The sequence below is a fragment of the Planosporangium mesophilum genome, from assembly GCF_016863255.1.
GTDB classification, from domain to species: domain Bacteria; phylum Actinomycetota; class Actinomycetes; order Mycobacteriales; family Micromonosporaceae; genus Planosporangium; species Planosporangium mesophilum.
Map to the genome: position 1 here is coordinate 17,863 of NZ_BOON01000016.1, position 20,833 is coordinate 38,695.

Annotated in this window: 17 protein-coding genes; 13 read left to right on the forward strand and 4 right to left on the reverse strand. The window is 71.9% G+C overall.

Annotation, left to right across the window (positions count from 1 at the left end):
• Window positions 1–40 precede the first annotated feature (40 nt).
• Window positions 41–3,574: a DNA polymerase III subunit alpha gene (gene dnaE, locus Pme01_RS08475; RefSeq protein ID WP_168115031.1), complete on the forward strand. Its 3,534-nt coding sequence runs from the start codon at window positions 41–43 to the stop codon at window positions 3,572–3,574.
• A 60-nt stretch (window positions 3,575–3,634) separates the two neighbouring features.
• A complete protein-coding gene (locus Pme01_RS08480; protein WP_168115032.1) occupies window positions 3,635–4,474 on the forward strand; it encodes a DUF2567 domain-containing protein in 840 nt (279 codons plus the stop codon).
• On the opposite strand, the gene Pme01_RS08485 is transcribed toward Pme01_RS08480, so the two are convergent.
• On the reverse strand, window positions 4,389–5,099 hold the full coding sequence (locus Pme01_RS08485) for an LON peptidase substrate-binding domain-containing protein (protein WP_168115033.1): 711 nt from the start codon (window positions 5,097–5,099) through the stop codon (window positions 4,389–4,391). The genes Pme01_RS08480 and Pme01_RS08485 overlap by 86 nt on opposite strands.
• A 124-nt stretch (window positions 5,100–5,223) precedes the next feature.
• Here Pme01_RS08485 and hisD point away from each other — a divergent pair, with 124 nt between their 5' ends.
• The 8 genes from hisD to Pme01_RS08525 all read left to right on the forward strand — a co-directional run bounded on the left by hisD (window position 5,224) and on the right by Pme01_RS08525 (window position 12,206).
• Window positions 5,224–6,513 (forward strand): histidinol dehydrogenase, encoded by a 1,290-nt coding sequence (gene hisD / locus Pme01_RS08490; RefSeq protein WP_168115034.1) that lies wholly within the window; start codon window positions 5,224–5,226, stop codon window positions 6,511–6,513.
• Window positions 6,510–7,586 (forward strand): histidinol-phosphate transaminase, encoded by a 1,077-nt coding sequence (locus tag Pme01_RS08495; protein WP_168115035.1) that lies wholly within the window; start codon window positions 6,510–6,512, stop codon window positions 7,584–7,586. The genes hisD and Pme01_RS08495 overlap by 4 nt, the downstream gene beginning before the upstream one ends.
• Window positions 7,583–8,191, forward strand: coding sequence for an imidazoleglycerol-phosphate dehydratase HisB (gene hisB, locus Pme01_RS08500; RefSeq protein ID WP_168115036.1), 609 nt, complete (start codon window positions 7,583–7,585; stop codon window positions 8,189–8,191). The genes Pme01_RS08495 and hisB overlap by 4 nt, the downstream gene beginning before the upstream one ends.
• Entirely contained in the window at window positions 8,192–8,803 is a 612-nt protein-coding gene (hisH, locus tag Pme01_RS08505; protein ID WP_168115037.1) for an imidazole glycerol phosphate synthase subunit HisH, read from the forward strand.
• Window positions 8,800–9,117 carry a hypothetical protein gene (locus tag Pme01_RS08510; protein WP_168115038.1) on the forward strand — a complete coding sequence of 106 codons (318 nt, stop codon included), beginning with the start codon at window positions 8,800–8,802 and terminating at the stop codon, window positions 9,115–9,117. Before hisH ends, Pme01_RS08510 begins: the two co-directional genes overlap by 4 nt.
• A gap of 1 nt (window position 9,118) precedes the next feature.
• A complete protein-coding gene (gene priA / locus Pme01_RS08515) occupies window positions 9,119–9,847 on the forward strand; it encodes a bifunctional 1-(5-phosphoribosyl)-5-((5-phosphoribosylamino)methylideneamino)imidazole-4-carboxamide isomerase/phosphoribosylanthranilate isomerase PriA (protein ID WP_168115039.1) in 729 nt (242 codons plus the stop codon).
• Window positions 9,848–9,884: 37 nt separating this feature from the next.
• Window positions 9,885–10,646, forward strand: a complete 762-nt coding sequence (gene hisF / locus Pme01_RS08520; protein WP_168115040.1) for an imidazole glycerol phosphate synthase subunit HisF — start codon at window positions 9,885–9,887, stop codon at window positions 10,644–10,646.
• A 108-nt stretch (window positions 10,647–10,754) separates the two neighbouring features.
• The gene (locus Pme01_RS08525; RefSeq protein ID WP_168115041.1) at window positions 10,755–12,206 is read left to right on the forward strand and encodes a GGDEF domain-containing protein; all 1,452 of its coding nucleotides are present in this window, start codon (window positions 10,755–10,757) and stop codon (window positions 12,204–12,206) included.
• A gap of 59 nt (window positions 12,207–12,265) precedes the next feature.
• Here the strand turns inward: Pme01_RS08525 and yczE are convergent, their stop codons facing one another.
• On the reverse strand, window positions 12,266–12,925 hold the full coding sequence (gene yczE, locus Pme01_RS08530) for a membrane protein YczE (RefSeq protein ID WP_239088092.1): 660 nt from the start codon (window positions 12,923–12,925) through the stop codon (window positions 12,266–12,268).
• Between the two features lie 59 nt (window positions 12,926–12,984).
• On the opposite strand from yczE, the gene yczR reads away from it, so the two are divergent.
• Window positions 12,985–14,436, forward strand: a complete 1,452-nt coding sequence (gene yczR / locus Pme01_RS08535; protein ID WP_168115042.1) for a MocR-like transcription factor YczR — start codon at window positions 12,985–12,987, stop codon at window positions 14,434–14,436.
• A 59-nt stretch (window positions 14,437–14,495) separates the two neighbouring features.
• Here yczR and Pme01_RS08540 read toward each other — a convergent pair whose 3' ends face one another.
• Together Pme01_RS08540 and Pme01_RS08545 are read right to left on the reverse strand one after the other, a co-directional pair.
• Window positions 14,496–16,289 carry an AMP-dependent synthetase/ligase gene (locus Pme01_RS08540; protein WP_168115099.1) on the reverse strand — a complete coding sequence of 598 codons (1,794 nt, stop codon included), beginning with the start codon at window positions 16,287–16,289 and terminating at the stop codon, window positions 14,496–14,498.
• Between the two features lie 129 nt (window positions 16,290–16,418).
• The gene (locus Pme01_RS08545) at window positions 16,419–17,051 is read right to left on the reverse strand and encodes a TIGR03085 family metal-binding protein (RefSeq protein ID WP_168115043.1); all 633 of its coding nucleotides are present in this window, start codon (window positions 17,049–17,051) and stop codon (window positions 16,419–16,421) included.
• Between the two features lie 135 nt (window positions 17,052–17,186).
• Between Pme01_RS08545 and Pme01_RS08550 the strand changes: the two genes are divergently transcribed.
• Together Pme01_RS08550 and Pme01_RS08555 are read left to right on the forward strand one after the other, a co-directional pair.
• Entirely contained in the window at window positions 17,187–18,983 is a 1,797-nt protein-coding gene (locus Pme01_RS08550) for an ABC transporter ATP-binding protein (protein WP_168115100.1), read from the forward strand.
• Window positions 18,980–20,809 carry an ABC transporter ATP-binding protein gene (locus Pme01_RS08555; RefSeq protein WP_168115044.1) on the forward strand — a complete coding sequence of 610 codons (1,830 nt, stop codon included), beginning with the start codon at window positions 18,980–18,982 and terminating at the stop codon, window positions 20,807–20,809. The genes Pme01_RS08550 and Pme01_RS08555 overlap by 4 nt, the downstream gene beginning before the upstream one ends.
• Window positions 20,810–20,833: the final 24 nt, after the last annotated feature.

Here is a 20,833-nt window from a genome sequence, read left to right on the forward strand (position 1 = left end):
ATCGCTGCGACGACTCGGGGGATGAGGGGGCGAAGCTGGCGTGGGCGACTCGTTCGTGCATCTCCACGTGCACACCGAGTACTCGATGCTGGACGGCGCGGCCAGGCTGAAGCCGCTGATCGCCGAGACCGCCCGGATGGGCATGCCCGCCCTGGCCATGACCGACCACGGCAACCTCTTCGGCGCCTACGACTTCTACCAGCAGACCACCGCCGCCGGCGTGAAGCCGATCATCGGGATCGAGGCCTACGTCACGCCGGGTACCGACCGGCGCGACCGGACCCGGGTGCGCTGGGCCTCCGGCGGCGAGAACGACGTCTCCGGTGGCGGCGCGTACACCCATATGACGCTGCTCGCGGCCGACGCCGACGGCCTGCGCAACCTGTTCCGGCTGGGTTCGCGGGCCAGCCTGGAGGGCTTCTTCTACAAGCCGCGCGCCGACCGGGAACTGCTGCACGAGTACGGCAGGGGGCTCATCGGCACGACCGGGTGCCCGTCGGGGGAGATCCAGACCTGGCTGCGCATCGGTGACTTCGAGAAGGCCTGCGCGGCGGCGGCGGAGTTCCGCGACATCTTCGGCCCGGACAACTTCTACCTGGAGTTGATGGAGCACGGCCTGGAGATCGAGAGCCGGGTCCGCGCCGACCTGCTGCGGCTGGGCAAGCGGCTGGGCCTGAGGCCGGTGGCCACCAACGACCTGCACTACACGTACGCCTCGGACGCCGACGCCCACGAGGCGCTGCTCTGCGTGCAGTCCGGCTCGACCCTGGCCGACCCGAAGCGGTTCAGGCTCGACGCCCGCGACTTCTACCTCAAGTCCGCCGACGAGATGCGCAAGCTCTGGGACGACGAGGTCCCCGGCGCCTGCGACAACACCCTGCTCATCGCCGAGCGGATCGGCGACTACTCGACGCTGTTCGCGCCGCGCCAGCTGATGCCGCGCTTCGGAGTGCCGGCGGGAGAGACCGAGGAGTCGTTCCTGCGCGCCGAGGTCCGCCGGGGCCTGGAACGCCGGTTCCCCGGCGGCGTCCCCGAGACCCACCGCAAGCAGGCGGAGTACGAGCTCGACGTGGTCTGCCAGATGGGCTTCCCGGGCTACTTCCTGGTCGTGGCCGACCTGGTGGCGTACGCCAAGGCGAGCGGCATCCGGGTCGGACCCGGGCGCGGTTCGGCGGCGGGGGCGCTCATCGCGTACGCCCTGGGCATCACCGAGTTGGACCCGCTCGCGCACGGCCTGCTGTTCGAGCGGTTCCTCAACCCGGACCGGGTGTCGATGCCCGACATCGACATGGACTTCGACGAGCGCCGGCGCGGCGACATGATCCGGTACGCCACGGAGAAGTACGGCGAGGACCGGGTCTCGCAGATCATCACGTACGGCACGATCAAGGCGAAGGCCGCGATCAAGGACTCGGCCAGGGTTCTGGGGTACCCGTTCGCGCTCGGTGACCGGATCACCAAGGCGATGCCGCCCGCGGTCATGGGCAAGGACATCCCGCTGTCGGGGATCTTCGATTCGGCGCACCCGCGCTACCCGGAGGCGGTCGAGTTCCGGCAGCTCTACGAGGCCGACACGGACGTCCGTAAGGTCGTCGACCTGGCCAAGGGCCTGGAGGGGCTCAAGCGGCAGTGGGGCGTACACGCGGCCGGCGTGATCCTGTCCCGCGAGCCGCTGCTCGACGTGCTGCCGATCCAGAAGCGCGAGCAGGACGGCGCGATCATCACCCAGTGGGACATGGGCGCCTGCGAGAGCATCGGCCTGCTCAAGATGGACTTCCTGGGCCTGCGCAACCTCACGGTGCTGGACGACTGTCTGGCCGCGATCAGGGACAACCGCGGCACCGAGCTGGTGCTGGAGCAGGTGCCGCTGGACGACAGGCGCACCTACGAACTGCTGGCCCGCGGCGACACGCTCGGCGTGTTCCAGCTCGACGGCGGCCCGATGCGCTCGCTGCTGCGCTCGATGGTCCCGGACAACTTCTCCGACATCTCCGCGGTCCTCGCGCTGTACCGGCCCGGCCCGATGGGCGCGAACGCCCACAACGAGTACGCCGACCGCAAGAACGGCCGCAAGCCGGTGATCCCGATCCACCCGGAGCTGGCCGAGCCGCTCGCCGACCTCCTGGGCGACACCTACGGGCTGATCGTGTACCAGGAGCAGGTCATGGCGATCGCCCAGCAGCTCGCCGGGTACTCGCTGGGCGCCGCCGACCTGCTGCGCCGGGCGATGGGCAAGAAGAAGAAGGAGATCCTCGACTCCGAGTACGTCCCCTTCTCCGACGGCATGCGCGCCAACGGGTACTCCGACGACGCGATCCGGACGCTGTGGGACATCCTGGTCCCGTTCTCCGACTACGCGTTCAACAAGGCGCACACGGCCGGGTACGGGCTGGTCTCCTACTGGACGGCGTACCTGAAGGCCAACTACCCGGCCGAGTACATGGGCGCCCTGCTCACCAGCGTCGGGGACGACAAGGACAAGATGGCCGTCTACCTGGCCGAGTGCCGGCGGATGGGCATCAAGGTGCTGCCGCCGGACGTGAACGAGTCGCAGGGGCGGTTCGCGGCCGTCGGCACGGACATCCGGTTCGGCCTCGGCGCGGTCCGCAACGTCGGCGTCAACGTGGTCGAGGCGATCATCCGGTGCCGCAAGGAGAAGGGCCGGTACGGCGACTTCTACGACTTCCTGCACAAGGTCGATCCGGTGGTCTGCAACAAGAAGACGATCGAGTCGCTGATCAAGGCGGGCGCGTTCGACTCGATGGGGCACCACCGCAAGGGCCTGCTGGCGGTGCACGCCGACGCGATCGACGCGTACCTCGACGTCAAGCGCAACGAGGCGGTCGGCCAGTTCGACCTGTTCGCCGTCGTGTTCGGTGACGACTCGGCGGACGGGGGATCCCTGGTCGTGACGCCGCCGATCCCGGACGGCGAGTGGGACAAGCCCGACCTGCTGGCCTTCGAACGGGAGATGCTCGGCCTGTACGTCTCCGACCATCCGCTCAACGGGTACGAGTACGTGCTCAACCGCGTCAGTGAGCGGCAGATCGCGAGCCTGTCGGAGGAGGGCGCCGTTGCGGACGGCGCGGTCGTCACGCTCGCCGGCATCCTCGGCGGGGTGCAGCGGCGGATCACCAAGCAGGGCCGGGCCTGGGCCTCGGCCACCCTGGAGGACCTGACCGGCGCCGTCGAGGTGCTGTTCTTCCCCAACACGTACGAGCTGGTCGGCTCCTACCTGGCCGAGGACGCGATCGTCGTGGTCAAGGGCCGGGTGGACCGCCGGGACGACCAGCCCCGCCTGATGGCGATGGACCTGTCGCTGCCCGACCTCACGGTGCCCGACGACCTCCAGCCGGTCGTGCTCACGCTGCCGCCGGCGCGCTGCACGCAGCCGCTGGTCGAGCGGCTCAAGGAGGTACTGGGCAGCCACCCCGGCCCGGCCGAGGTGCACCTGCGGCTGGTCGACGGTACCCGTACCACGCTGCTGCGGCTGGGACCCTTGCGGGTCAGTCCCACCCCGGCGCTGATGGGGGATCTCAAGGCGCTGCTCGGCCCCGGCTCGGTGGCGAACTGACCTGCGCCGGTTCAGCGGTACCGGTGGGCGGTGCCTGCGGGGCATGGCAGGATCGCCGCTGTGACGACCGCAGCCCTCATACCGCAGCCCCTGCCCGAACCGCCCGCCCCACCGGTACGCGATCGAGGCCTGCGCCGTGAACTGCTGATCGCGCTCGCCGTCGCCGGGGCGCTCGCCGCCCTCGGGCTGCCGCTCGGCCTGTTGTGGCGGGCCGTCTCACCCAGGGTCGAGTTCGTGATGACCGAGTCGGGGCCGACCACCCTCCAGGCGGAGCCGGAGGGCTTCATCGCCGGCGACGGCTGGTACGTGCTGATCACCTTCGTGGCCGGCCTGCTCGCCGCGGTCACGGTGTGGGCGGTGGTGCGCCACCGCCGGGGGCCGCTGATCCTGCTGGGGCTGGGCCTGGGCTGCGTCGCTGGTGCGGTGCTCACCGCGTGGCTGGGCCACCAGATCGGGTACGCGCAGTACCGGCAGTTGATCGCCCACGCCCCGGTCGGCACGCACATCCTGCGCCCGCCGTCGGTACGGTCGGGCAGCGTCGGCCTGTGGTACGGGTTCCTGCCGCGGGTACAGGGCGCCGTCCTGGTACAGGCGGTCGCGGCGGTCATGACCTACCTGATGCTGGCCGCGTTCCACGTCGAGCCCGACCTGCGTCAGCCGGAGGGGGTGCCGCCGCGCCAGCCGTTCGAGCCGATGGCCCCGCCGGTCCCGCCCGCAGGGCTGGCCTCGCCGGGGGAGCAGGCCGAGCCGGGGGAGCAGGCCGAGCCGGGGGAGCAGGCCGAGCCGGGGCAGCAGGCCGAGCGGGCCGAAACCGTCAGTTCGGGGCCGACCGGTTCGACAACTCCGCCAGCGTCGCCGGTACCGCCCGAATCTGATCCAGCAGCGCCACCTCGCGGCTGAGCAGCTTGCGCTCGGCCCGCAGCCGGCTGACGGTGTCGGGCTCGGCGAGCAGGCTCTGGCGATCTTCCATGGTCAGTGAGGCGGTCGCCGCGACCAGATGCGACAGCACGTTGGGGTCGTCGGGCAACTGCTCGCCGGTCGAGGTCTCCCCGCGCAGCATCCGCAGGTACCGCTGGAAGACCTCGAGCACACCCGGGGCGAGGGCGTCGGCCAGGCCCGGCTCGCCCGCCGACTCGTCCAGCCACTCCACCCGGCCGTGGAGGTACGGGCCGGCCGTGGTGTCCACGTCGACGATCCGGAAGCGGCGCCGGCCCACGGTCACGATGTCGAACCGGCCGTCGGGGTGCTCGGTGACCTGCCGCACCTGGGCGCTGCAGCCCACCTCGTACAGGCTCAGCGAGGTGCTCGTGGTCAGCCCGTCGGACGACTCGCCGCCGGGCGTCGCGTGCTCGACCTCCCAGCCGCTGCGGATCGCGACGACGCCGAACTCGCGCGCCTCGTCGGCCGGCAGGGCCATGAGGTCGCGCATGAGCTTCCGGTAGCGTTCCTCGAAGATGTGCAGGGGCAGCACCAGACCCGGGAACAGGACGGTGCCGAGCGGGAACAGCGGTAGCGCCGCGGTCACGCCGCTGAGCGTATCCGACGCCCGATGCCGCACCGGGGGCCCGTCCGGGCGGCGGGGTGCAGTGTAGGTCTCATCCGTTGGACGCAGCAGGTCCGCTTCGTGAGAGCCGCCTAGACTTCTCTATGTGCTGACCCGGATCGACCTGCGCGGCTCCACCGCTGACCCGCGCCGCCTGCTGCCCCGTGCCTCGCTCGACGTCGCCGCCGCCATGGAACTGGTGCGTCCGACCGTCGAGGCGGTCCGCGAGCATGGCGCCCGGGCGGTCATGGACGCGAACGAGCGCTTCGACGGGGTACGACAGAACGCCCTGCGGGTACCTGCGACGGAGATCACATCGGCCGTCGAGGCCCTCGACCCGGCGCTGCGCGACGCGCTGCTCGAGTCGATCGCCCGGGCCCGCAAGGTCCACTCCGACCAGCGTCGCTCCGACCACACCACCCAGGTCGTCCCCGGCGGTACGGTCACCCAGCGCTGGCGCCCGGTGCGCCGCGTCGGCCTGTACGTGCCGGGCGGCCTGGCCGTCTACCCGTCGAGCGTGGTCATGAACGTCGTGCCGGCCCAGGTCGCCGGGGTGGCCTCGCTGGCGGTCGCGAGCCCCCCGCAGCGTGACACCGGCCTGCCGCACCCGCTCGTCCTGGCCGCCTGCGGCCTGCTCGGCGTCGACGAGGTGTACGGGGCGGGTGGCGCCCAGGCGATCGCGATGTTCGGCCACGGTACCGAGGAGTCGGAGCCGGTCGACCTGGTCACCGGGCCGGGCAACATCTGGGTCACGGCCGCCAAGCGCCTGCTGCGCGGCGTCGTCGGGATCGACGCCGAGGCCGGACCGACCGAGATCGCGATCCTGGCCGACGACACCGCCGACCCGCGCCACGTCGCCGCCGACCTGATCAGCCAGGCCGAGCACGACCCGCTGGCCGCGAGCGTGCTGGTCACGGCGTCGGAGGCGCTGCTGGAGGCCGTCGAGGTCGAGCTGGCCACGCAGGTCGCCGCGACCAAGCACACCGAGCGGGTCACCCAGGCCCTGACCGGCGAGCAGTCCGCGGTCGTCCTCGTCGACGGCATCGATCAGGGGCTGCGGGTGGTCGACGCGTACGGCGCCGAGCACCTGGAGATCCAGACCGAGGACGCCCGCGCCGTCGCCGAGCGGGTCACCAGTGCCGGAGCGATCTTCGTCGGCGCGTGGTCGCCGGTGTCGCTGGGCGACTACTGCGCCGGCTCCAACCACGTCCTGCCCACCGGCGGGTGCGCCCGGCACTCGTCGGGGCTGTCGGTGCAGACGTTCCTGCGCGGCGTCCAGCTCATCGAGTACTCGCAGGAGGCGCTGCGCGACGTCGCCGGCCACGTGGTCACCCTCGCCGAGGCCGAGGACCTGCCCGCGCACGGCCAGGCGGTGAGTGTGAGGTTCGCCCAGTGATCGAACTGAACGACCTTCCCCTCCGGGACGAGCTGAAGGGGGTGCGGCCCTACGGCGCGCCCCAGCTCGACGTGCCGGTCCGGCTCAACACCAACGAGAACTCGTACCCCGTACCCGACGAGGTCGTCGACGCCATCGCCAAGGCGGTCCAGGGCGAGCTGCGCGAGCTCAACCGGTACCCCGACCGCGATGCGGTCGCGCTCCGCGCCGACCTGGCCGGCTACCTCGGGCACGGGCTGACCGGCGCGAACGTCTGGGCGGCCAACGGCTCCAACGAGATCCTGCAGCAGCTGCTCCAGGTGTTCGGCGGGCCGGGCCGCACCGCGCTCGGCTTCACCCCGGCGTACTCGATGCACCCGCTGATCACGACCGGCACCGGTACCCGCTGGGTCGACGGACTCCGCGCCGAGGACTTCTCGCTGAGCGTGGAGCACGCCCTGGCGCAGGTCCGCAAGCACCGCCCGGACGTGGTGTTCCTGTGCTCGCCGAACAACCCCACCGGCACGGCGATGCCGATGGACGTGATCGAGGCGGTGGCGGCCGAGGCGCCCGGCATGGTCATCGTCGACGAGGCGTACGCCGAGTTCGCCCGGCCCGGCACCCCGAGTGCGTTGACGCTGCTCCCGGTGTACCCGAGATTGGTCGTCACCCGCACGATGAGCAAGGCCTTCGCCCTGGCCGGCGCCCGGCTGGGTTATCTGGCCGCGGCCCCGGCCGTGGTCGACGCGGTCCAGCTCGTCCGGCTGCCGTATCACCTGTCCGCGCTGACCCAGGCCGCCGCCCGCGCCGCGCTCGGGTGCGCCGAGACGCTGCTCGGTACGGTGGAGGCGATCAAGGCCCAGCGCGACCGGATCGTGGCCGAGCTCGGCTCGCGCGGGCTCGCCGTCGCCGCCAGCGACGCCAACTTCGTGCTCTTCGGTGGCCTGGCCGACAGCACGGCGGTGTGGCGGCGCATGCTCGACCACGGCGTACTGATCCGCGACGTCGGCCTGCCCGGCTGGCTGCGGGTCACCGCCGGTACCCCCGAAGAGACCGACGCCTTCCTGGCCGCACTTGATCGGAGCCTGTCGTGAGCCGCACCGGACGCGTGGAGCGCACCACCAAGGAGACCAAGGTCCTCGTCGAGGTCGACCTCGACGGCACCGGCTCCGTCGAGGTCAGCACCGGCGTCGGCTTCTACGACCACATGCTCAGCCAGCTCGGCAAGCACGGCGGGTTCGACCTGCGGGTGGTGACCGAGGGCGACCTGGAGATCGACGCCCACCACACCATGGAGGACACCGCGCTCGCGCTGGGTACCGCGTTCGCGCAGGCGCTCGGCGACAAGGTGGGCGTGACCCGCTTCGGCAGCGCGATCGTGCCGCTCGACGAGGTGCTCGTGCAGGCCGCCGTCGACCTGTCCGGCCGTCCGTACGTGGTGCACGACGAGCCGGCGAACATCGCCCCGTACATCGGGCAGATCTACGCGACCAGCATGACCCGCCACATCTGGGAGTCGTTCGGACACACCGCCCGGGTCACGCTGCACGTGAACGTGCTGCGCGCGGGCCGGCCGGGCGCCCAACCCGACGCCCACCACGTGGTCGAGGCGCAGTTCAAGGCGGTGGCCCGGGCGCTGCGCCAGGCGGTCGCGCTCGACGGTCGGTCGGGGATCCCCAGTACCAAGGGGGTGCTGTAGGTGGCGCCGCGCGTCGTCGTCCTCGACTACGGCTCGGGCAACCTGCGGTCGGCCCAGCGGGCCCTGGAACGGGTCGGTGCCGCTGTCGTCGTGACCGACGATCTCTCCGCCGCCCGTGACGCGGACGGGCTCGTCGTGCCCGGCGTGGGCGCCTACGCCGCCTGCATGGCCGGCATCGAGGCGCTGGGCGCCGGCCCGGTGATCGCCGAGCGGGTCCGCGACGGCCGGCCGGTGCTCGGCATCTGCGTGGGGATGCAGGTGCTCTTCACCGCCGGTGAGGAGCACGGGGTGGTCACCAAGGGCCTCGGCCTGCTGCCCGGCGCGGTCACCCGGCTGTCCGCCCCGGTGGTACCGCACATGGGCTGGAACGCCGTCGACTGGCCCGCGTCTTCGCGTCTGAGCGCCGGCCTGGCGCCGGACACCCGGTTCTACTTCGTGCACTCGTACGCCGCTCCCGCGCTTGTCGAGGGTGCGGCCGTCGCCACGGCTCAGCACGGCGCGCCGTTCGCCGCCGCGGTGGAGCAGGGTGTGTTGTCGGCCACCCAGTTCCACCCCGAAAAGTCCGGCGACGCCGGCGCCGCGCTGCTGGCCAACTGGGTCAACTCGCTATGAGTCGGGAGCGCGCCCTGCGGCGAGCGGCGCGCGAGGCCGAAGCCCACCAAGCGCGGGTACGGCGGGAGCGGGCGGCCCGCCGCCGCGCGGTGCTCACGCGCCTGCGCCCGGCACTGCCTCGCCGGCGCGGCTCCGGGCGCCTGCCGTCCCGGCTCAGTCGCGCCGAACGGGCGGGGATCACGGTCGGTGCGCTGGTGGCGGTAACGTTCGTCTGGCTGCTGGTGGACGGGCTGTCGACCCGCATCGCCTTGACCGCCCTGATCGCGCTCTGCGCGCCAATGCTGTTCGTGCTCACCCTGGACCGGAGGACCTGACGTGGCCCTGACCCTGCTGCCCGCCGTCGATGTGGCCGATGGCCAGGCCGTACGCCTGGTACAGGGCGCCGCCGGCAGCGAGACCGCCTACGGCGACCCGCTCGAGGCCGCCCTCGCGTGGCAGCGCGACGGCGCCGACTGGGTGCACCTGGTCGACCTGGACGCCGCGTTCGGGCGGGGCTCCAACGCCGACCTGCTGGCCGACGTGGTCAAGCGCCTGGACTGCGCCGTCGAGCTCTCCGGCGGCATCCGCGACGACGAGTCGCTGAAGCGGGCGCTGGCGACCGGCGCGGCCCGGGTCAACCTCGGTACCGCCGCGCTGGAGAACCCGGACTGGACCGACCACGTCTGCGCCACGTACGGGGACCGGGTCGCGGTCGGGCTGGACGTGCGCGGGCACACCCTGGCCGCCCGGGGCTGGACCAAGGAGGGCGGTGACCTGTTCGAGGTCCTCGACCGGCTGGACCGGGCCGGCTGCGCCCGGTACGTGGTGACCGACGTCCTGCGCGACGGCACCCTCACCGGCCCTAACGTCACCCTGCTGCTGCAGGTGTGCGAGCGTACGCAGAAGCCGGTCGTCGCCAGCGGCGGCGTGTCCAAGCTCGATGACCTGCGTCAACTGGCCGCCCTGGAGCCGGCGGGCGTGGAGGGCGTGATCGTGGGCAAGGCGCTCTACGCCGGCGCGTTCACCGTCGCCGAGGCGCTGACGGCGCTGTCGGAGATCCAGTGAGCGAGCGCAGCGCCGTCAACAGCGGTGGAGTGCCGGCATGAGCGTCGCGGTGAGGGTGATCCCCTGCCTGGACGTGGACGCCGGGCGGGTGGTGAAGGGCGTACGCTTCGCCGACCTGCGCGACGCGGGGGACCCGGTCGAGCTCGCCGCCGCCTACGACGCGGCGGGCGCCGACGAACTGGTCTTCCTCGACGTGACCGCGTCCGCCGACGAGCGGGCCACCATGCTCGACGTGGTGCGCCGTACCGCCGAGAGCGTGTTCATCCCGCTCACCGTCGGCGGCGGGGTGCGTTCGGTGGACAACGTCGACACCCTGCTGCGCGCGGGCGCCGACAAGGTGGGCGTCAACACGGCCGCGATCGCCCGGCCGGAGCTGATCGCCGAGATCGCCAACCGCTTCGGCCGGCAGGTCCTCACGCTGTCCCTGGACGTGCGCCGGTCACCGGCCACGCCCAGCGGGTTCGAGGTCACCACGCACGGCGGGCGTCGCGGTGCGGGGCTGGACGCGGTGGAGTGGGCGGCCCGGGCGGCGGAGCTGGGCGCGGGGGAGATCCTGCTCAACTCGATGGACCGCGACGGTACCAAGGACGGCTTCGACCTGCCGCTCATCACGCTGGTCCGGGAGGCCGTCGGCATCCCCGTGATCGCGTCCGGCGGCGCCGGCGCGGTCGAGCACTTCGCGCCGGCGGTGGGTGCCGGCGCGGACGCGGTCCTCGCCGCCAGCGTCTTCCACTTCGGACAGCTGTCGATCGGCCAGGTCAAGGACTCGTTGCGGGCCGCCGGTCACCCGGTACGCTGACTCCAGCCTTCCCGTGATCATGAGAAGCCGGAGATCCGCTCAGCCTGCCGTGTCGGTTGCCGATGAGGAGGGGAGCGCCAGCATCGCCGACAGCGGGAGGGCGGCGTCATGCGTACGAGCGTCCCCGGCTGGGCGTGGTTCCTGGGCGTCGGTCTGCTGGTCGCCGCCCCCTACCCGTGGTTGGCCCCGGGGCTGCTCCAGCAGTGCTGGTACGACGGGATAGCGGTCGTCGGTACGGCCGCGATGGCGGTGGGTACGCGGCGCAACCGCCCCGAACAGCCGGCGGCGTGGTGGCTGCTGGTCGTCGGCCAGGGGGCGAATGTCGTCGGTGACGTGCTGTACTTCATGCTCCCCGACCGCCCGTCGCCGGCCCCGTACGACCTGCCGTACCTGCTCAGCTACTTCCTGGTGGCGTTCGGGCTGCTGCTCCTGTTGCGCCGCCGCAACCGCGGCGGCGACCGCGCGAACCTCGTCGACTCCCTGCTCGTCGCGACCGCCTTCGCGCTGCTGACCTGGGTGTTCCTGATGAAGCCGGTGGTCGGCGACCGGTCGATGGCCCTGCCCGCGCAGCTCATCACGCTGTCGTACCCGACCCTGGACCTGCTGCTGCTGGCCCTGCTGGCCTGGCTGCTGACCACGGACGGCGTGCGCAACGTCTCATTCGTGCTGGTCGCGGTCAACATGGCGGCCTTCCTCGGCGGTGACTACGTCTGGGCCTTCGCCGACCACGCCCTCTACAACCCGGGTAACCTGGGCAGCCGGTTGATCGACTGCACGTATCTGGTCGCCTACCTCTGTTTCGGGGCCGGCGCGCTGCACCCGGGAATGGCCGAGATCGGGCGTCCGGTGGATCTGGACCGGGTCCGGCCGGTTTCAGTTCGGCGGCTGGTGCTGCTGGCCGGCGCCACGCTGATCGCGCCGGCGCTGCTGGCGTGGCAGGCGTACCGCGGTGGCGGGCGGGTACCCGACGCGTACCCGATCGTGCTGGGCTGTGTGACGATGTTCCTGCTCGTCGTCGCCCGCATGACGATGCTGGTGCGGCAGGTGCACGCGCAGGCCCGCGTCCTGGCCGACCAGGCCGACCGGCTGCGCGAGGTGGCCGAGCGGGACCCGCTGACCGGGCTGCCCAACCGCCGGGCCTGGAACGCCGAGCTGCCGTCGGCGCTGCGGCGGGCCGCGCGTGACGCTGCTCCGCTGTCCCTCGCGGTCCTGGATCTCGACCACTTCAAGGCGTTCAACGACACGTACGGGCACCAGGCGGGCGACCGCCTGCTCGAGGAGACCGCTGCGACGTGGGTGGCGAACCTGCGCGCGGTGGACCTCGTGGCCCGCTACGGCGGAGAGGAGTTCGTCGCGCTGCTGCCCGGGGCCACCGAAGCCGAGGCGGTCGCGCTGCTCGACCGGCTGCGCCCGCTCACCCCCATGGGGTGCACGTTCTCGGCCGGCGTGGCGACCTGGAACGGGTTGGAAAGTGCCGACGAGCTGGTGGCCCGCGCCGACCGTGCGATGTACCGAGCCAAGGACGCCGGCCGGAACCGGGTCGAGGCCGCACTCACATGATCACGGAAATTTCCGTGCTCCAGGACGGAAAAGTCTCCGTGATCATGGGCCGGGGCGGGCTATGCGGCCAGGGGCTCGGCGGGCGCCGGGGCCACGGCCGGTGAGCGTACCGAGAACAGCGGGATGAACACGTGGGCCAGCGGGCCGATCGACACCGCGTACAGCAGCGTCGCCCAGCCGACCTGACCGCCCAGCAGGAAGCCCGCGGTGAGCACGGTCACCTCGATGGTCGTGCGTACCAGGCGGATCGAGCGACCGCTGCGAGCCACGTACCCGGTCATCAGCCCGTCGCGCGGGCCCGGGCCGAGCCGCGCGCCGATGTACAGGCCGGTGGCGATCCCGTTCAGCACGATCCCGCCGATCAGGAAGGCCCACTGGGCGGCGACGGCGCGGGGCGTGGGCAGCAGCGCCACCGCGGGGTCGACGACCAGCCCGACCACGATCGCGTTGCTGATCGTGCCGATGCCGGGGCGCTGGCGCAGCGGGATCCACAGCAGCAGGACAGCGACGCCGACCAGGATGACGATGACGCCGAAGCGCAGCCCGGTCAGCTTGGACAGTCCCTGGTGGAACACGTCCCACGGGTCCAGGCCGAGCCCCGCCTGGATCATGAGCGCCATGCTGACCCCGTAACAGACCAATCCGACGTACAACTGGACGAGACGTCGCGCGGTCTGGTGGCGTAGTGGCATTGGTACGGGGTTGCTGGTGGCGCTCATACATGCCACTCTGAAGGCCAATCGGAGTTGTTGATATAGCCAATTGGGGGCGAGTGGCCTTGGCGGGCAGTGTTCGTGGCTCTCAGCTCACCCGACTCCTGGGCGACTGGCAGGGGCCCGGTCGGCGTCGGTCGGGTCCGGAGTACGCCCAACTGGCCGGTGCGGTCCGGAGCCTGCTCACCGACGGTCGCCTCGCGCTGGGCGTACGACTGCCGGCCGAGCGCGAACTGGCCCAGGCGCTGGGCCTGAGCCGTACCACCGTGACCGCCGCGTACCGGACCCTGCGCGAGTCGGGCCACCTCACCAGCCGGCGGGGCGCCGGCAGTTGGACCGCGCTGCCGGGCGGGCACCGGGTCGGTACCTCGGGGCTGTGGGCGCCGATCGAGGACGACGAGATCATCGATCTCGGACAGGCCGCGCTGCCTGCCCCGCCGGAGCTGACCGACGCGGTCGCGGCGGCGGCCGAGGACCTGCCCGCCTACCTCACCAGCGCCGGGTACCACCCGATGGGGCTGCCCGTGCTGCGGGAGGCCGTCGCCGCCGACTTCAGCCGGCGAGGCCTGCCCACCCTGGCCGACCAAATCATGATCACCGGCGGCGCACAGCACGCACTCGACCTGATACTGCGGCTGCTCGTCGCGCCGGGCCAGCGGACCCTGCTGGAGACGCCGACGTACCCGAACGCCCTCACCGCGGTGCTCGCCAGCCGGGCCCGGGTCGTCGGGTACGCGCTGGGCGACGCCGGCTGGGACGGCGACCTGCTGCTGAGTACCGTCCGGGACGCCCGGGCGCGGCTGGCGTACCTGATCCCGGACTACCACAACCCGACCGGTCACCTGATGGAGACCGCGCTGCGGGAGCGGCTGCCCGCGGCGGCGCACGCGGTCGGCACGGATGTCGTCGTCGACGAGACCTTCGCTGATCTGCGCCTGGACGGCCCGGAACTGCCGCCGTCGGTCGCCACGTTCGACCGCGCGGCCCGCGTCCTCACGGTCGGCGGCATGAGCAAGCCGTACTGGGGCGGCCTGCGCATCGGCTGGGTACGGGCCGCCACCTCGATCACCGCCCGGCTGGCCGCCGCCCGCGTCGCGGTCGACATGTCCTCGCCGGTGCTCGAGCAGCTCGTCGCCGCCCACCTGCTCGGCGCGCGGGAGCAGGTGCTCGCGGCGCGCCGGGCGCAGCTCACCGCCCGCCGGGACACCCTGGTCGCCGCGTTGCGGGCGCGCCTGCCCGAATGGCGGTTCGTGGTACCGCACGGCGGCCTGAGCCTGTGGGTGGAGCTGGACGCGCCGGTGTCCAGCGTGCTCGCCCGTACCGTGGAGGAGCTGGGCGTGCGGGTGGCGGCGGGGCCGCGGTTCGGCGCCGACGGCACGATGGAGCGGTTCCTGCGGCTGCCGTACACCCGGCCCGAGGCCGATCTCGTCGAGGCGGTCGAGCGGCTCGCGCAGGCCCGCGAGAGCGTGGACCGGGTGCCGGTACGTCCGCTGCGCGCCCCCGCGATCGTGGCCTGAAACGACTTTCCGGCGGTCGTGGCCTTCAGGCCACGACCGCCGGAAAAGTGCGAGGAGCTCTAGGAGATCTGGGCCAGCGAGCCGGTGTACATCTTGTCGATGTCGTCGGCGTACGCCTTCTCCACGACCCGGCGCTTGACCTTCATCGACGGCGTCAGCTCACCGTCCTCGATGGACAGATCGCGGGGCAGGATGACGAAGCGCTTGATCGTCTCCCACCGGTTCAGCCGTTCGTTGAGCTGCTTCACGTACCCGTCGACCATGTCGTGCGCCTCCTGCGAGGTCACGAGTTCGTCGTACGGGCGGCCTTCGAGCGGCCCGCCCGCGGACCAGGCCGTGATGGCGTCCGGGTCGAGCGTGATCAGCATGGTGCAGAAGTTGCGGGCCTGGCCGATCACGACCGCCTGCGAGGTGTACGGGCAGACCGACTTGAACATGCCCTCGATGTGGCTGGGCGCCACGTACTTGCCGCCCGAGGTCTTGATCAGGTCCTTCTTGCGGTCGGTGATCCGCAGGTACCCGTCGGGGTCGAGCTCGCCGATGTCCCCGGTACGGAAGAAGCCGTCCTCGGTGAACGCGGCGGCGGTCTCCTCCGGCAGGTTGTGGTAGCCGCGCATCACCGGGGTGCCGCGCAGCAGGATCTCGCCGTCGGTGTCGAGCTTGATCTCCAGGTCGCCGAGGGCCTGGCCGACGGTACCGACGCGGACGTGCTCGGGGCGGTTGACGAACGAGCCGGCGAACGTCTCGGTCAGCCCGTACCCCTCCAGGATCGGCAGGCCGGCGGCGGAGAAGAACTCTCCGATCTCCTTGGCCAGCGGCGCCGAGCCGGACACCATGGCGCGCATGTTGCCGCCCAGGCGGGCGTGGAGCTTGGAGAAGACGAGCTTGTGGGCGACGGCGTACTTGATCCGCAGCCCGGCCGGCACCGGCTTGCCCGCCTGCTGCAGCGCCGAGACCTGCCTGCCGACGTTCAGGGCCCAGGTGAAGATCTTCCACTTGGTGTCGCCACCGGCCTTGGCGGTGGTCACCACGACGTTGTAGACCTTCTCGAACACCCGGGGCGCCGCGGCCATCAGGGTCGGACGGATCGCAGCCAGGTTGTCGATGATCTTGTCGACCCGGCCGTCCACGTAGGTCGGCATGCCGACGTAGATGACGCCGCAGATCAGCGTCTTGCCGAACGAGTGCGACAGTGGCAGCCAGAGGTACTGGAGGTCGTTCGGGACCAGTACGCCGAGCTCGGACTGCGTCTTGCCCTGCCAGACCCAGCCGGCGTGCAGCAGCTCGACGCCCTTGGGCCGGCCGGTGGTGCCGGAGGTGTAGATCACGGTGGCCAGGTGCTCGGGCCCGATCTCGGCGGTGATCTCCTCGATCAGGGCCGGCCGCTTGGCGAGCGCCTCGTTGCCGCGGCGCTCCAGCTCGGCCAGGGTGAGGCCGGGCACGCCGGTCTCGCCGGGCTCGCCGTCGATCACCACGATCGCGACCAGGTCGGGCAGGTCGGCGCCCTTGAGCTTGGCGGCCTGGCCGGCGTCCTCGGCGATGACGACCTTGGAGCCGGAGTCGCGGACGATGAAGGCGGCGTCGTCGGCCTCCGTCGTCGGGTACACCGTCGTGGTCGCGCCGCCGGCACACATGATGCCGAGGTCGGCCAGGATCCACTCGACGCGGGTACTGGACAGGATCGCGACGCGGTCCTCCAGGCCGACACCGAGCTCGTGCAGGCCGGCCGCGATCGCCTTGGCCTGCGCGGCAACGTCCGTCCACGTCAGCCACACCGGCTCGCCGGCGTCCCCGGGCGCCGGGTGGGCGAACGCGCGGGCGTCCGGAGTTTCAGTCACCCGCTTCAGGAACATGTCAGGGATGGACCGGTAGGGCAGTGCGGTCAAGGAGGGCCTCCACGGGGTCTGCGCGTGATGGGGGTCACGGTCAGTGTTACCGCAGAGTAATTTCCCATCCCCGTTGTCGGCTAGTCCCGTCTCTCCCTATAGGCCAAATCGTGCTCTGCGCAGTCTGTCGACCAGTTCCTCCGGGCCGGTGAGGTCGACGCGGGCGGCGGACTGGCGGCCGTAGAAGAACAGAACGAGCTCACCGGGATCGCCTGTGATCGTTACCGTCGGTTCACCATTGCCGATGGTGACCGCGCCGTGACCGGGAGCCTCCACGCGTACGGTCTCCTCGACGCGGCGCAGATTGAGGCGGGCCAGTGTGGGGACCCGCCGCCACAGCAGCGCGGCCAGCCCCGGGTCCAGCGGCCGCGGTTGCCGGTCCGGCCCGCCGCGGCGGACGTCCTCGGTGTGGATGAAGAACTCCAGGGTATTGGCGGCCTCGTCCAACGGGGCGAGGCTGAGCGGGCTCCAGCGGGGTGGGTGGCGGACGAGTCCGACCAGGTCGGGGTAGTCCCGGCCGTCGCGGTAGCCGCGCTGTACCCGCTCGGTCCAGCCGCGCAGGGCTCTGATGAGCACGCCGGGGATCGCATCGGGACGGCGGTCCCGCAGGACGACGTGGGCGGCCAGATCGCGTGCTGTCCAACCTGTGCAGAGAGTGGGCGCGTCGGGCCCCGCGTCGAGCAGGGCGTCGGCGAGGGCTTGGCGCTCCATCAGGGCATACCGCGGCATGGGCTTCATCATATTCACCACTGTCGTGTGACGGCTGACACAGTTCATAACCCAGGTGCGGAGGCCGCCTTCTCTGGTAAGGATGGACTCCGCTGGTGATGACTTACAGGGGGAGTGGCCTTGAGTGGCGACCGGGTGCTCGGCAAGGGGCTTCGGGTACTCGGTCACAGCATCCGCGAACAGCCTCGGCTGTTCTGCGTCGGTGTCGGCGGCAGCATCCTGTTCAGCCTGCTCACGATCGCCGGGGCGTACGTCGTCGGCGGCGTGGTCGGCAAGGTGGTGGTGCCGGCGCTCGACAGCCACCACGCGCCCGCCGGGACCCTGGCGGTGGCCGCCGGGGTGATCTTCGCGGTCAGCGCGGGCAAGGTCGTCGGCCTGTTCGGCCGGCGGCTCGGCGCCGGCGCCATGCAGTTCCGGCTCCAGGCCGCGTACCGCCGCCGGGTCACCCGCCGGTACCTGGAGCTGCCGGTCGCCTGGCACCACCGGCACGCAACCGGCACCCTGCTGTCCAACGCCAACTCCGACATCGAGGCGGCGTTCTACCCGATCGCGCCGCTGCCGTTCGCGGTCGGCACGGTCGTCATGCTGGTCACCGCCGTGGTGTCGCTGTTCTTCACCGACTGGGTGCTGGCCGGCGTCGGCGTCGCGATCTTCCTCGCGCTGCTGGGCCTGAACGTCGTGTACTCCCGGCGCATGTCGCCCCGGGTGTCGGCGGCGCAGCGGCTACGGGCCGAGGTCTCCGCGGTCGCCCACGAGAGCTTCGACGGCGCGCTGGTGGTCAAGACCATGGGCCGGGAGAGCGAGGAGACGCAGCGGTTCGCCGCGAAGGCCACCGAGCTGCGCGACGCGCTCATCCAGGTGGGCCGGCTGCGTGGCCTGCTGGACCCGATCATCGACTCGCTGCCCAGCTTCGGCACGCTCGCGGTCCTGGTGGTCGGCGGCTGGCGGCTGCGCCAGGGCGCGGTCACGGTAGCGGACGTGGTCAGCGTTGCGTTCCTGTTCACCGTGCTGGCCTTCCCGGTACGGGCGATCGGCTGGGTGCTGGCCGAACTGCCGCGCAGCGCCGTCGGCTGGGAGCGGGTACAGAGCGTGCTCACCGCCACCGGCGACATGGCCTACGGCCGGGAGGAGCTGCCGGACAGCGCCAAGCCCGCCACGCTGCGCTTCGAGCACGTCGAGTTCGGGTACGGGGCGTCGTCAGACCAGCCGGTGCTGCACGACGTCACCTTCGAGGTACCGGCCGGGCGTACCGTCGCGCTCGTCGGGCCCACCGGCTCGGGCAAGTCCACCATCGCCTCGCTCGCCGCCCGGCTGGTCGACCCGGGGCGCGGCAGCGTCGAGATCGACGACGCCGTCGTGTCCACCCTGACCCACGCCTCCCTCGCCGGGACCGTCGCGCTGGTACCCCAGGTGCCGTTCGTCTTCGACGACACCGTCCGCGGCAACGTCACCCTGGAGCGGGAGGGCGTGGACGACGAGGCCGTGTGGCGGGCGCTGCGGGTGGCGCAGGCCGAGTCGTTCGTCTCCGCGCTGCCGCAGGGGCTCGACACCACGCTCGGCGAGCGCGGTACCTCCCTGTCGGGCGGCCAGCGGCAGCGGCTCACCCTGGCCCGCGCCCTGGCCGGCGAGCCCCGGCTGCTCATCCTCGACGACGCCACCAGCGCGGTCGACCCGCGGGTGGAGGCGGCGATCCTGTCCAGCCTGCGCGACGACGACGCCACGGTCTCCGTCCTCCTCGTCGCGTACCGCAGGGCCACCATCGCGCTGGCCGACGAGGTCGTCTACGTCGAGCACGGCCGGGTCGTCGCCCGCGGCACCCACGCCGACCTGCTGGCAGGCGTCCCCGGGTACGCCAACCTGGTCACCGCGTACGAGAAGGCCGACGCGGAACGGGAACGCGAGAAGGCCTACGACGAGGAGGTCTCCGCGTGACCACGGCCGTCACCCGGGCGTCGACCTGGTCCACGCTGCGGCGGGGGCTCGCGATCTCACCCGAGCTGCGCACCGGCCTCGCCGGCACCCTCGGCCTCGCCGTGCTCGCCACGGCCGGGCGGGTGGCCGTACCGGTCGCCATCCAGAAGGGCATCGACTCCGGCCTGCGCGGGCCGCACGGCGCGGATCTCGGTGTCATCACCGGCATCGTCGCCGTCACGGCCGCCGTGCTGCTGATGACCATGGTCTGCGCGTACCTGATGAACGTGCGGCTGTACACGGTCAGCGAGACGGCGCTGGCCGGGATCCGGACCCGTACCTTCCGCCACATCCACGACCTGTCGATGCTGCACCAGCAGAGCGAGCGGCGCGGCTCGCTGGTGTCGCGGGTGACCGGCGACGTCGACCAGATGAGCCAGTTCCTCCAGTACGGCGGGGTGACCCTGCTGGTCAGCTTCGGGCAGCTCACCATCACCACGGTGGTCATGGCGCTGTACTCCTGGCAGCTGACCCTGGTGGTCTACGCGGCGTTCGCGCCGGTCGTGTTCATCATCCGGTTCTTCCAGCGGCGGCTGACCGTCGCGTACGGCGCCGTGCGCGTCCAGGTCGGCACGATGCTCGCCGCGGTCTCCGAGAGCGTCGTGGGCGCGGCCGTGATCCGCGCGTACGGCGTGCGCGGGCGCACCGAGTCCCGGCTCGACGCCGCGATCGAGGACAACCGCTCCGCGCAGTTCACGGCGCTGCGTACCAGCGTCACCAGCTTCACCTTCGGTGAGTGGGCGTCGGGGCTGGCGACGGCGGGCGTGGTGGTCGTGGGCGTCCTGCTCGGCGCCGGCGGTGACCTGACCGTCGGGCAGCTCACCGCGTACCTGTTCCTGGTCACGCTGTTCGTGCAGCCGGTGCAGATCGCCACCGAGGTGCTCAACGAGGCGCAGAACGCGCTCGCCGGCTGGCATCGGGTACTCGACGTGCTCGACCAGCGGCCCGACGTGGCCGACCCGGGCGACGGCGGCCGGGACCTCCCGCCCGGCCCGGTCGACGTCCGGTTCTCGCAGGTGCACTTCGCGTATCCCGCGACGGTGCCGGGTCGCGGCCCGTCAGGCACGGGCGAGCCGGAACCGTTGTTAGGCCCGGAGGTGCTCTCCGAGATCGACCACGTGATCGCGGCCCGCACCCGGGTGGCGGTCGTGGGGGAGACCGGCAGCGGCAAGACCACCTTCGCCAAGCTGCTGACCCGGCTGATGGACCCGACCCGCGGGTCGGTCCTGCTCTCCGGCGTGCCGTTGACCGAGGTGCGCTTCTCGTCGCTGCGCCGCCGCGTCGTGATGGTGCCCCAGGACGGCTTCCTGTTCGACGCCACCGTCGCGGACAACGTGCGCTTCGCCCGGCCCGACCTGAGCGACCAGGAGCTGTACCTGGCCTTCACCGAACTGGGGCTCCGTGACTGGGTCGACGGGCTCCCGGCGGGGGTGCACACCCAGGTCGGCGAGCGCGGCGAGGCGCTGTCGGTCGGCGAGCGCCAACTCGTCGCCCTCGCGAGGGCGTACGTGGCAGACCCGGACCTGCTGGTCCTGGACGAGGCGACCAGCGCGGTCGACCCGGCCACCGAGGTACGCCTCCAGCGCACCCTCGACGCCGTCACCCGGGGCCGGACCACGATCGCCATCGCGCACCGGCTGTCCACCGCCCGGGCCGCCGACGAGGTGCTCGTCGTCGACCGGGGCCGGATCGTCCAACGCGGGCCGCACGACGAACTGGTGGGCGACCCCGAGTCGGTGTACGGCCGGCTGTACGCATCCTGGCTGGAGCAGACCCGCGCGTCGTAATGCCACCCTTGCGGCAAGCGTGCA